9 protein-coding genes are annotated in these 12,676 nt (G+C 27.5%); 7 read left to right on the top strand and 2 right to left on the bottom strand.

Annotation, left to right across the window (positions count from 1 at the left end):
• The first annotated feature begins 13 nt into the window (after window positions 1–13).
• From fdhF to VJI95_RS00905, 4 genes are all read left to right on the top strand, one after another.
• Window positions 14–2,767, top strand: coding sequence for a formate dehydrogenase subunit alpha (gene fdhF / locus VJI95_RS00920; RefSeq protein ID WP_324010189.1), 2,754 nt, complete (start codon window positions 14–16; stop codon window positions 2,765–2,767).
• Between the two features lie 141 nt (window positions 2,768–2,908).
• On the top strand, window positions 2,909–3,592 hold the full coding sequence (locus VJI95_RS00915; RefSeq protein ID WP_324000114.1) for a response regulator transcription factor: 684 nt from the start codon (window positions 2,909–2,911) through the stop codon (window positions 3,590–3,592).
• Window positions 3,577–5,055 carry a sensor histidine kinase gene (locus VJI95_RS00910; protein WP_324000113.1) on the top strand — a complete coding sequence of 493 codons (1,479 nt, stop codon included), beginning with the start codon at window positions 3,577–3,579 and terminating at the stop codon, window positions 5,053–5,055. The genes VJI95_RS00915 and VJI95_RS00910 overlap by 16 nt, the downstream gene beginning before the upstream one ends.
• Complete coding sequence (locus VJI95_RS00905; protein WP_324009904.1) at window positions 5,045–6,430, top strand: hypothetical protein; 1,386 nt, start codon at window positions 5,045–5,047, stop codon at window positions 6,428–6,430. Before VJI95_RS00910 ends, VJI95_RS00905 begins: the two co-directional genes overlap by 11 nt.
• A 176-nt stretch (window positions 6,431–6,606) precedes the next feature.
• On the opposite strand, the gene VJI95_RS00900 is transcribed toward VJI95_RS00905, so the two are convergent.
• Entirely contained in the window at window positions 6,607–7,539 is a 933-nt protein-coding gene (locus tag VJI95_RS00900) for a selenium metabolism-associated LysR family transcriptional regulator (protein ID WP_324000109.1), read from the bottom strand.
• Between the two features lie 240 nt (window positions 7,540–7,779).
• Between VJI95_RS00900 and glyA the strand changes: the two genes are divergently transcribed.
• The gene (gene glyA, locus VJI95_RS00895) at window positions 7,780–9,018 is read left to right on the top strand and encodes a serine hydroxymethyltransferase (protein WP_323999112.1); all 1,239 of its coding nucleotides are present in this window, start codon (window positions 7,780–7,782) and stop codon (window positions 9,016–9,018) included.
• A 247-nt stretch (window positions 9,019–9,265) separates the two neighbouring features.
• Here the strand turns inward: glyA and VJI95_RS00890 are convergent, their stop codons facing one another.
• A complete protein-coding gene (locus VJI95_RS00890) occupies window positions 9,266–11,026 on the bottom strand; it encodes a glycerophosphodiester phosphodiesterase family protein (protein ID WP_323999110.1) in 1,761 nt (586 codons plus the stop codon).
• 111 nt (window positions 11,027–11,137) lie between these two features.
• Here VJI95_RS00890 and VJI95_RS00885 point away from each other — a divergent pair, with 111 nt between their 5' ends.
• Together VJI95_RS00885 and VJI95_RS00880 are read left to right on the top strand one after the other, a co-directional pair.
• Window positions 11,138–11,656, top strand: a complete 519-nt coding sequence (locus VJI95_RS00885; protein ID WP_324009903.1) for a class I SAM-dependent methyltransferase — start codon at window positions 11,138–11,140, stop codon at window positions 11,654–11,656.
• Window positions 11,657–11,940: 284 nt separating this feature from the next.
• Window positions 11,941–12,618, top strand: a complete 678-nt coding sequence (locus VJI95_RS00880) for a phosphoribosylaminoimidazolesuccinocarboxamide synthase (protein ID WP_323999108.1) — start codon at window positions 11,941–11,943, stop codon at window positions 12,616–12,618.
• Window positions 12,619–12,676: the final 58 nt, after the last annotated feature.

Here is a 12,676-nt window from a genome sequence, read left to right as displayed (position 1 = left end):
TATTATGGCTAATATGATTAATTTAACTATAAATGGCAAAAATGTTAGTGTTGAAAAAGGAACTACTATAATTGAAGCTGCTAAAAAAGTTGGAATTGACATTCCTAACTTGTGTTATGAAAAAAGCCTTACTGCCTTTGCTGGTTGTAGAATGTGTGTTGTTGAGATAGAAGGAAGTAGAAAATTGGAAACGGCATGTTCTACACTTGTTAAAGAAGGTATGGTTGTAAATACTGAAAGTGAAAAATTAACAAAAATAAGAAGAAATATTTTAGATTTATTGTTCTCCAATCACCCAAGTGATTGTTTAACTTGTGATATGGTTGGTAACTGTAAATTACAAGAATATTGTTATAGATATGAAATGAAAAAAGGTACTTGGATTGGTGAAGTTCAAAATCATGAAATTGATGCAAATAATCCAGTTATGATTAGAAATCAAAATAAATGTATCTTATGTGGAAAGTGTGTAAGGGTTTGTCAAGATGTTCAAGTAACTGGAGCTATTGACTTTGTAGATAGAGGTTTTGAAGCACATATTGGGACTCATAAAAATTTAGATTTAAGTACTGACAACTGTAGATTCTGCGGACAATGTATTAGTGTTTGTCCGACAGGGGCGTTGCTTAATAAACAATTAATGGGAACTAGGCCTTGGGAAATTAAGAAAGTCAGAACTACTTGTCCATTCTGTGGTACAGGTTGTAATTTTGATTTGAATGTAAATGTTAAAACGGGTAAAGTTATTGGTGTTACACCAAATGAAGATTCTCCAATTAATGGAACTCAACTTTGTGTTAAAGGACGTTTTCATGTTGATTTAATTAATAGTTCTGATAGGCTTACAGATCCATTGATTAAGAAAAACGGTGTATTTGAAAAAGCTACTTGGGAAGAAGCATTAGATTTAGTTGTTTCTAAATTAAAAAGCATAAAAGAAAATTTTGGGTCTGACTCAATTGCAGGGTTGAGTTCTGCTAGAACTTGTAATGAAGATAACTTTGCATTCCAAAAAATGATGCGTGTTGCAATAGGTACAAACAATGTGGATCACTGTGCTAGAACCTGACATGCTCCTACAGTTGCAGGTCTTGCAACAACATTAGGTTCAGGAGCTATGACAAACTCTGTTAATGAAGTTTTTGATACGGATTTGATGTTTGTTATAGGTTCAAATACAACTGAAGCACATCCAATAATTGGGAATAAGATGCAACAAGCTCATAGACAAGGAAAGAAATTGATAGTAGTAGATCCAAGAAAAACTGAAATAGCAAGAGAAGCTGATTTACATCTTTCATTAAAATCTGGAACAGATGCCGCTTTAATAAATGGTATCATGAATATAATAATTACAGAAGGATTGTATGATAAAGAATTTGTTGAAAATAAAGTAGAAAAATTTGAAGAAGTTAAGGAACTTGTTTCCAAATACACTCCAGAACTTGTTAGTAAAATTACTACTATTCCTATTGAACAGATATATGAAGCTGCAAGGACATATGCTTCAGTTGAAAGGGCAGGGATATACTACACTTTAGGTATTACAGAACATACAACTGGGACTTCAAATGTAATGAATCTTTCAAATTTAGCTTTATTATGTGGGAATATTGGTATTAAAGGTGGAGGAATTAACCCACTTCGTGGGCAAAATAATGTTCAAGGTGCTTGTGATATGGCTGCATTGCCAAATTATTTCCCTGGGTATCATAAAGTATTAGAAGAAGAAAATGTTAAACTTTTTGAAGAACATTGGGATTGTAAACTAAATAGAAATATGGGACTTAGAATTCCAGAAATGCTTGATGGTGCAGCAGAAGGAACAGTTAAAGCTATGTATATTATGGGAGAAGATCCTGTGCTTTCAGACCCTGATGCAAACCATGTTAAACATGCTTTAAGTAATTTGGATTTCTTAGTAGTTCAAGATATTAATTTAACTGAAACTGCAAAACTTGCAGATGTTATTTTACCTGCTACTTGTTATGCAGAAAAAGATGGTACATTTACAGCGTCTGAGAGAAGAGTACAAAGGGTCAGAAAAGCTGTTGAATCACCTGGACAAGCAAGATTGGATTGGGCTATATTAGCAGATGTTTCAAGAAGACTTGGTGGTAAAGGCTTTGATTGGGAAAAATCAGAGGATGTTTTTGATGAAATTAGAAAGTGTATGCCAACTTATAGAGGAATTACTTATGATAAAATAGATAAGTTAAATGGAGTTCAATGGCCATGTCCGACAGTTGATCATTTGGGAACAAAATATCTTCATGAAGGTAAATTTACAAGAGGAGATAAGGCTCTTATGGTACCTGTTGAATATGAGGGACCAAAAGAACTTGAAAATGAAGAATATCCAATAATTTTATCGACAGGTAGAACTTTATATCATTATAATGTAATGACAAGATACTCTGATGCACTTGACGGAATTCTTCCACACGAATTAATTGAAATTTGTGCAGAAGATGCAGCTAAATATGGTTTAGAAGATGGAGACTTTATGAGAGTTACTTCTAGAAGAGGTAGTGTAGTTGGTAGAGCTAGGATTACTGAAAAAGTAAAACCAGGGTTGATTTATATGACTTTCCATTTTGCTGAAACTCCTGTAAACCAATTGACAAGTGCACATTATGATCCAATAACAAAAACTGCTGAATATAAAGTAACAGCTGTTAATATTAAGAAAGTAAATAAACTTGATAAGGGGTTGGAAAGTGAAAAGTTTATTGACTTAAATGAATTGGTTGATGAAATAGTTTAATTAAAAAGAAAAATTAATTGATAATTGGGGAGTATAATACTTCCCAATTTTTTATATTTATTATAAAGTTTATTATTGAAACTTATTGTAATTTAATATATACTATTAGTAGTTCATTTATTTAGTTTTAAGGAGGAAATAATGAGTAAAATATTACTAGTTGAAGATGAAGAAAATATCAGATTATTTACAAAAATAAATCTTGAAAGAGAAGGTTTTGAAGTTTTAGAAGCGGAAAGTGGAGAAATCGGAGTTGAACTGGCTTTAAAATATAATCCACAAGTTGTTATTTTAGATGTAATGTTACCTGGAATAGATGGTTTCGAAGTTTGTAAGATTCTTAGAGAAAGACTTCCTAAAATTGGGATAATAATGCTAACAGCTAAAACTCAAGATGTAGATAGGATAAATGGTCTTGAAAGCGGAACTGATGATTATTTAAGTAAACCTTTTAATCCTGTAGAGCTAATTTTAAGAATAAAATCACTTATTAGACGTCTTGATTCAATTCAAAACAATAGTGATTTAATAAATATATATCCTTTTAAATTAGATTTGTATTCTAAAAACTTTTATAAAGACGGAAAAGAAATTGAACTTACACCAACAGAGCTTACTATTATTACAATATTTATGTCAAATCCTGGCAGAGCTTTTTCAAGGAATGAACTTTTAAATATGACTTGGGGAGAAGAGTTTGACGGGGATATAAAAATTGTAGATGTTAATATAAGAAGACTTAGAGCAAAAATTGAAGATAATTCAAGTAAACCAAAATATATTGAAACAGTTTGGGGGACTGGTTATAGATGGAATTCAAACTAAAATATAAAAAATTAGTTGAAAATCTTAATAACATAAAAGATTTTATATTAAAAAAATCTTTAAGAACTAGAATTATGACACAGTTTTTCTTGGTAATAGTTTTAATTGTAATTTTCTTTGAGATATTCTTGATATTTACAATAAAAAATTATTATTATTCAGGAGTTACTGGAATAATTCAAAGTCAAGCGAAGTATAGTGCAAAACTTTATGAAATTCATTTAGCCAATTCAAGTTTGTCAGAACTTGTTTTAGATGATATTGAAGAATTTTACAGTGAAGTAAATGCTCAGGTACAGATTTTAAATAATTCAGGGAAAGTCTTACTTGATACTGTAAATGGAAATCAAGTAGGTAGTATTTTATCTACAAGTGATGTTATTTCTGCTAAAAATGGAAGTAATGGTTCTAATGTATATAAAAATTCTGTTTCAAATAAGAATGAATTAGCTGTATCTATTCCACTTAATAATGGTAATGAACAAGTTGGAATAGCAAGATTTATTATCTCTATGGAGAATATTGATAGTATGATTGCTCAGAGATATTTTGTATTTTTCTTATTTGGTTTTTTTGTAATTATTATTGGAATGAGTATAAGTATTTTTATGAGTACGAAAATTGTTAATCCTATAGAAAAGCTTACTAATGTTGCTTTAAAATTAGCTGATGGACAGTTAAATGAGAAAGCTGATGAGGTTGGAGATTATGAAATTTCTAAGCTTGGTAGCACGATGAATTTAATGAGTGAAAATTTAGTGAAGAAAGAACAGTTAAAGAAGGATTTTATTTCTAGTGTTTCTCACGAGTTAAGAACACCTCTAACTGTTATTAAGGGTTGGGCATTTACTTTACAACCAGAAGCTAAAGATAATAAACTCCTAGAAGATGGATTGAGTATTATTGAAAAAGAAAGTGATAGATTAGGTAATATGGTAACTGAACTACTAGATTTTTCAGAGCTTAGTAGCGGAAGACTTATTATGAATAAAGAACTTTTTGATTTAAATGAACTTGGAATTTTTATTAATAAGCAATTAATGCCAAAATCTAGTTCTAAACATATAGATATGATTTTAAATTACGATGAAAATAAAAGTGTTATGATAATGGCTGATAGAGATAGAATTAAACAAGTTTTTATAAATATTCTAGATAATGCTTTAAAATTCACAGATGAAGGTGGCGTTGTTTTAACTGATATTAAGATTGAAGATAACAGTGCAGTTGTTGAAGTCATAGATAATGGTTGTGGAATTTCCGAAGAAGAGATTTCTTTGGTTACTGGGAAATTTTATAAGGGATCTAATAGTAATTCACATACGGGTCTTGGATTATCTATTTGTGAGGAAATTATTAAAGCACATAATGGAAATTTGATAATTAGAAGTGTTCTGGAAAAAGGGACTGTAGTTAGAGTTGAATTGCCACTTGAAAAAGGAGATATTCAAAATGAGGCATAAAAAAATAATAATTAGTAGTATTGTTGTAAGTTTCATAGGTTTGATAGTTTTGCTATTTTTTGTATTAAGAGGTAATTTTTTTAGATATACTGACATAAATTCTATGATTTCAGAACCAAAGCCAAACTCATTGTTAGTTTCTGGAACTTGGAAATTAACATCTGTAACCTCTTTAAGTGATGGTAGTGAAGCAAAAAGTACAGATGACAAATTGTATATAAATGAAAAATTTGTTTATTTTGAAAAGACAGGGACATCTAATCCTAAGTTTAAATTTAGACAACTAAACTTTAAAAACTACTTATTATATAATGGAGTTATAACAGATAAGATTAGTATTGATTCAGATGAAGTTATAATCGTTTCTATAAAGGATGAAAGAAATTTTTATAAGGAATTTATCGTTTTGGATAAAAATAAAATTGCTACTATTCATAATAAAAAGTACTATATTTATGAAAAAATTTCAGATGATGTGGACAAAGATTCGATTGAAAAATTAAATATTAGTGAAAATTCCAAAAATTCAAAAGATATTTCTTTTTTAATAGGTGTAAAAAGTGTAGGGACAAAAGATGTTGACTATGAAACATTTTTAATTAGGAAAAATGGAGATGAAAAACCAACTATTAATAAAATAGAGGGACTTTTTGTTAATAATAAGAATAAATTTTTCTTAGTGAATTCTATTAATGATAGTATTTACGTAACAAATGATTATATTAATAATTCAAGTATATCTATTTTGAATGTACAAAATGCTACAATAAATTTTTTAAGTAAAAACTATATTAGTATTGAATCATATAATTCTGAAACAAATAAGAAAAATTATTCAATTTATAAAATCGGAGAATTTTCTGATGAGAGTAAAATGTCAATTAAGGATATTGCAGGAGATAGAGGAGAAAAGGCCTATTTTAATAATATTAGAAAACTTGGGTATTCAAGTGAGAATGTTAATTCATATGATATGAAAAATTTTGGTGTAAAAAGAAATAATTTTAATTGGATTTTTAAAGGGATACTAAGTAATTACTCTCACGACAATTTTGTTTCTAGTGAGATTGATTTGGATTTAATTCCAAATGTTGATATTTTTTCTAATAAATCTAGTAAAATTTCAAAGTTAAAAGTAAAAGAAAAAGTTCAAAATGTAATAGATTATTTTGTTTCTCCCGACGAAAGTTTGATAGTAATTTTAACTGATAATGATATTTCTATGTATGAAATAAAAAACCAAGAAATAGGAACATTACCAATTTTTACAACTAGCTTGAAAAATAAAAGAGAAGTAGTAACATTTCAATGGACTAATTCTATCAGCAGTGAATTGACATATACTGAGTTTATGAAAATTAAACAAATCAATTAATATAAAAAATGGTTCAGCAACTAAGGCTGAGGATCTTTTACTCCCCAACCTTAGTTGCTGAACCATTATTATACTACTTTTTTCCTCTTTTCTCTACTAAAAAAAGTGCCAATGTTTTCTCATTGACACCTTTGTCATCAGTCTGAAATCTCTATGTTTTTCGTAGAGATTTTTCTTTATATAGAGTTTATATCTAATTCTTTCTTTAATTCATTAATTTCATCCATCATAAAATCTTTGAAGATTTTATTTATATTAGAAAATTGTAAATTTTTATTGTAAACAAAATAGAATTTTCTATTTAAATAAAGATTTTTTATATTTAAGATTTTTACTTTATCTTTGAAAGGAGATATATTTAACATTCTTTGAGATATAAATCCACTTCCCACACCTTTAGTTATAAGTTCTAAAATAGTGTTAGTATCATGTATTGTAGCGACACTATTGGAAATAACGGTTAAAGAATTATTTCGTTTTAATTCGTCCTCAACAATTTGTCTAGTACCTGAGCCGATTTCTCTTAATATAATTTTATCGGTATTTAAATCTTCTATACTTATAACTGAATAGTTCTTTAAGTCAGGATAAGCATCTTTATTAACTACATAAACAATATGGTCATCCATGATTTGAGTATAAATTAACTTTGGATTAGAAATCTTTAATCCCACAATACCAAAGTCGGTTTCTCCTACTAAAATACTATCAATTACTGTTCTAGAATCATCATTACTAATGTTAAATGATATATCAGGGAATAAGTTTGAAAATTTTTCAATTAAATTTGGTAATATAATTTTTCTAGGGACAGATGAAACACAGATATTTAAAGTTCCTTTTAAATTTTGAGAATATATGTCTAAATCTCTTATAATTTCATCATAAGAAGCTAAAATGTTTAGAGCGTGTTTATATACAATACTTCCAGCTTGAGTAAGAGTAACACTTCTTCTTGTTCTAACAAACAGAGAAGTGTTAAGCTCTGATTCAAGAGCTTGTATATGATTTGTTACAGATGGTTGAGTAATATATAATACATCTGCAGTTTTTGTAAAAGATTTAGTTTTTACAATAGTTATAAAAGTTTCTAATTGTTTAAAGTCCATAAAAACCTCCATATATGTATTATTTAAAGTATAAAATGTATTTTTTATATATTTTTTTATATTATAACATTTTTTTAACAAAAAGTAAATATTAATTAAATATTATAAACTTACAAAACCTTTTTTTATTAAAAAATATTATAAATTCAATGTTTGTAAGTTATATTTTAATTTTTTTAGGAAACGTGTTGACTAAAAAAACAAAATATGATAATATATCTTTGTTAGGGGGTATTAGAAATGTTTTCAAACGACAATATAAAAAAAGTTGATTCAGCTATAGCTGAAATCTTAGACAAAGAGTTAGAAAGACAAAATAGTCACATTGAATTAATTGCTTCTGAAAATTGGGTAAATGATGCGATTTTAGAAGCGGCAGGTAGTATATTAACTAATAAATATGCAGAAGGATATCCTGGAAAAAGATATTATGGTGGTTGTGAAGTTGTAGATGAAGCAGAGAGACTAGCAATTGAAAGAGTTAAAGAGCTTTATGGTTGTGAATATGCAAACGTTCAACCTCATTCAGGTTCTCAAGCTAATTTTGCGGCATTTTTTGCTATCTTAAAACCTGGAGATACTTATATGGGAATGAACTTAAATCATGGAGGACATTTAACACACGGAAATCCTATCAACTATTCAGGTAGTATATATAATCCGGTTCCTTATGAAGTGGATGAAAATGGATTTATAGATTATGATGAAGTTCTAAGAATTGCAAGAGAATGTAAGCCTAAATTAATTTTGGCAGGTGCATCTGCTTATGCAAGAAAAATAGATTTTAAAAGATTTAGAGAAATTTGTGATGAAGTTGGAGCTGTTTTAATGGTTGATATGGCTCATATTGCGGGCCTTGTTGCTACAGGATTGCATGAATCACCAATTCCTTATGCTGATGTAGTTACTTCTACAACTCATAAGACATTAAGAGGTCCAAGAGGTGGACTTATTCTAGCAAGTGCTGCTGCAAATGAAAAATTTAATTTTAATAGAGCAGTATTTCCAGGATCACAAGGTGGACCATTGTTACACATAATAGCTGCAAAGGCTATCGCTTTCAAGCAAGCATTAGAACCTGAATTTAAAGAATATCAAAAACAAGTTTTGAAGAACGCACAAGCATTGGCGAAAGGACTAATGGAAAGAGGAATTAAGCTTGTATCTAATGGTACAGATAACCACTTAATGTTGGTTGACTTAAGAGATTATGATATGAGTGGTAAAGAACTTGAAAAGGCATTAGATTCTGTTCATATTACTTGTAATAAAAATACAATTCCAAATGATCCTAGATCACCATTTGTTACAAGTGGTATAAGACTTGGAACTCCTGCTATTACTACTAGAGGATTTAAAGAAGAAGAAATGGACTTAATAGCTGAAGCAATTGCAGGAGTAATAAAGAATGGAGAAGAAGGTAAAGTAAAGGCATTAAAAATAGTTGAAGACTTAACTAAGAAAATTCCTTTAAAATAATTCTTTTTAAGTATTTAGAATAATATAAAGAAAACGTCAGTTTGATATACTGACGTTCAGAGCACGGACAAAGTATAATTTTTGTCTGTGCTTTTTTTGTACATTTTTGTTTTTATTAAATTATTTGACTATAGTCTAATTATTACACTACTTATTCTCTTTTTCTCCGTTAAAAAAGTGTCAACAATTGCTCATTGACACTTTTGTCATCAGTCTGAACGTAGGTTTGATATACTGACGTTTTTTTTTATGGAATTAAAGATATTATTTTATTAATTATTAATTGTTCAAAATTAAAATTATTTTTTTCTAATTCTAGAATTTTTTTTGAAAGAGTTACTTCATCAGTTATTATTCCATCTGCTCCACTAGAGTATGCCTTAACAATATCGTCATGAGTATTTGTAGTCCAAATATATACTCTTTTTCCATTTTTTTGAATTTTTCTTATCATTTCATTTGTTACTATGTCTTTTTCTATGCAAAAAAAATCAACAAATTTAACATTATAAAAATTACCATAACTAAATGCTAATATTAGACCTGTTGATATATTAGGTTCAATGTCTTTAAAGTCTTTTAGTACTTTAGGAGATAACGAAGAAACAATTACATCATAAGGCAACTCTTTAACTATTTTAGCAACTTCTTCAGCTAATTTTTTGTCATTATTCTTAAATGGTTTTAATTCTATATTTAGTTTGATTTTTCCGGCTGTTTTTTCAATAACAGTTTTTAAGTCTACAAAATCATATTCATTTGAATTTTTTGAATCGATAATTTTGTAATTTTTTAATTCTTCAAAATTTAAATCTTCAATATTCACTTTTTTTCCTGTTAGCCTTTTTAAATTATGATCATGAGACAAGACAACAACATTATCCTTAGTCAATACTACATCAATTTCAGCAAATTCAGCTCCATTTTCTATCGCTTCATTTATAGATTCTAATGTGTTTTCTGCTGATTTCTTCGTGCTTCCTCTATGAGCCATAATATCCGGTTTTAGACTTCTAAAAGTGTGATAAAATTTAATTTCTTCTTTAGAGTTTCTATATTTACTAAAAATTCCGGCAAAAATTAAAAATATCATTACAAGAGACATTTTTAATCTGATTTTATTAGTAGGATAAACTATTCTACTAAATTCTATATTGTTTGAAGTTTTAAAGTAAAATTTTGATAAGTCATAAAAAGTAATAGTATTAGCTAATACATTTGTAAAAATTTTTAAAAATGTTGCAATACTTAAATAAGCCATTATTCCAATATTACTCAATGTTTTATTACTTGTTTGCATATAAAATATTAGTATTATAGAAATTAAACATACAAATTTTATAATTTGTATAAGTAAATTTTTTATTCCTATTACAATTAGTACTTTAATACTTTTAAAAATGTTTTTTTTGATTCTTTTAAAACTAATTTTTATACTTTCTATAAAATTTTTATTTTCTAAAAAAAATATGTGATAAACAAAAAGTAAAAATATTGAAAATATTATTGCTATAATAATTATAAGAAGAAAAATTAAAGCACCATTTTTTGAGTTGAAAATATGATCTGTAATAAAAGTAGGTATTTTAATTCCGTTGTGAATTGACGTAGGTACTGGAATATTTACAGCTACTAATATCAGAATTAAATAGTTTTGAAATTTTTTAATTTTAGATTTTATCAACTTATAAGAATTATTAAAAATCTCTAAAACTGAAACTTCTTTGTCGAGTCTAATTTGATTTGCAGTAAATATAAAACTACTAACTTCTAATAATTTAACAATAGAAAACGAAAAAATAATTACTATAATGGACCATATTTTTGTAGGTGATTTTGCAAAAATCCCAGGACTCTCTATATATAAAAAACCAAATTTAGTTAATCTTAAAATAAATGAAAAAAATTCTTTTGCAAATGGCAATAAAATTATTATAAAAGCTAACTGATATAATAAATCAAAAATTAATAAATTTTGAAAACTTTTCTTCCTTAAGAGTTTAAACATATTATCTCCTTTCTAAAAAATATATAAATAATAATACCATAAATAAAGATAATTATAAAGTAAATAATGTATTAAAATTTTATTTATGGTATAATTTCATTAGAGGATACTATGAAAATTAATTTGAAAAAAGAATTAAGTGGTAATATTTTAGATATTGGTGGTGGAAGGGAAGGAATAATAGGATGTTTATATACCAATCATGTTATTTCAATAGATAATAGACAAGATGAACTTGATGAGGTTCCTGATTTTTGCAAGAAAGTCTTGATGGATGTTACAGATTTAAAGTTTAAAGAAAATTCATTTGATATTGTAATATTTTTTTATTCAATGATGTATATGAATGAAGATACTAAGAAAAAAGCTATATTTGAAGCGTTTCGTGTATTAAAAAAAGGTGGTATTTTATGTATATGGGATGCAGAGATAGAAAACATTTATCCCAAACCATTTTTAGTTGAACTAGATATTTGTTTTGAAAATAACGAAGTTCATACAACTTATGGAATAGTAAGGAATGACATCCAAACAATTGATATGATAAAAAATTATGCAAAAGAATGTGGATTTAAACTAATTTTATCTGAATTTCAAGAAAGTATATTTTATTTAAAGTATTGTAAATAATAAATTATGTAGAACAGTTTTTGAAAAAATTTTTTTAAAAATCATATTGACAAAATATATTTTTCTTGCTATCATTTAGTTGTAAGTTAATTATGATAACTTAAATGAAATAAAATCTATGAGAGAAAGAGTATCTAGGGTTCCGAATTTATTTGCTGGTCCGAGCGATACGAATACTTTTTAAGTATTACACCTAAGGGAGAAAAGCCCAGGAGGTAGGTTTCGCTTGAAGCCTACTTTGCTGGGCTTATTTATTTCTTATGTTTAATTTTAGGAGGTATTTTATGGAAAAAATTTACACTGGAAAGACAAAAGATATTTACAAGAGCGAAGATGGAAATTATATGTTGAAGTTTAAGGATGATGTTACAGGTGAAAACGGGGTTTTTGATCCTGGAGCTAATTCTGTTGGCTTATCAATAGAGGGTGTAGGGCATGAAGGTTTAAAGATTACTAAATTTTTCTTTGAAATTTTAAAGGAAAAGGGAATTAGAACTCATTATATAGATTGTGATTTAAACGAGAATACAATGACTGTAAAGCCTTGTGAAGTTTTTGGTAAAGGGTTGGAAGTGATTTGTAGATTTAAAGCTGTAGGTAGTTTTATAAGAAGATATGGTTTATACGCTAAACCTAATGATGATTTGGATACTTATGTCGAAATTACACTAAAAGATGATGAAAGGTGTGATCCTTTAATTACTAAGGATGCACTTGTTATGTTAAATATATTAACTGAAAAGGAATATGAAGATTTAGTAGCACTTACTAAAGAAATTTGTACTATTATTAGAGATATTTTAAAAGAGAAAGGACTTACTTTATACGATATTAAATTGGAATTTGGTAAAGTTAATGGAGAAGTTGTACTGATTGATGAAATATCTGGTGGAAATATGAGGGTCTATAATGGAGACAAAATTATTGCACCAACTGATTTATATTCTTTTTTGGTTAAATAAGTATAGCCGGAAGAATATTTCCGGCTTTTTGTATATTAATAAAATTATTGGAGGTAAT

Origin of the sequence: Parvimonas sp. C2 (assembly GCF_035282405.1) — a bacterium.
Taxonomy (GTDB): domain Bacteria; phylum Bacillota; class Clostridia; order Tissierellales; family Peptoniphilaceae; genus Parvimonas.
The sequence above is the reverse complement of the archived record's forward strand: the minus strand, read 5'-3'. Positions and strand labels throughout refer to the sequence as shown.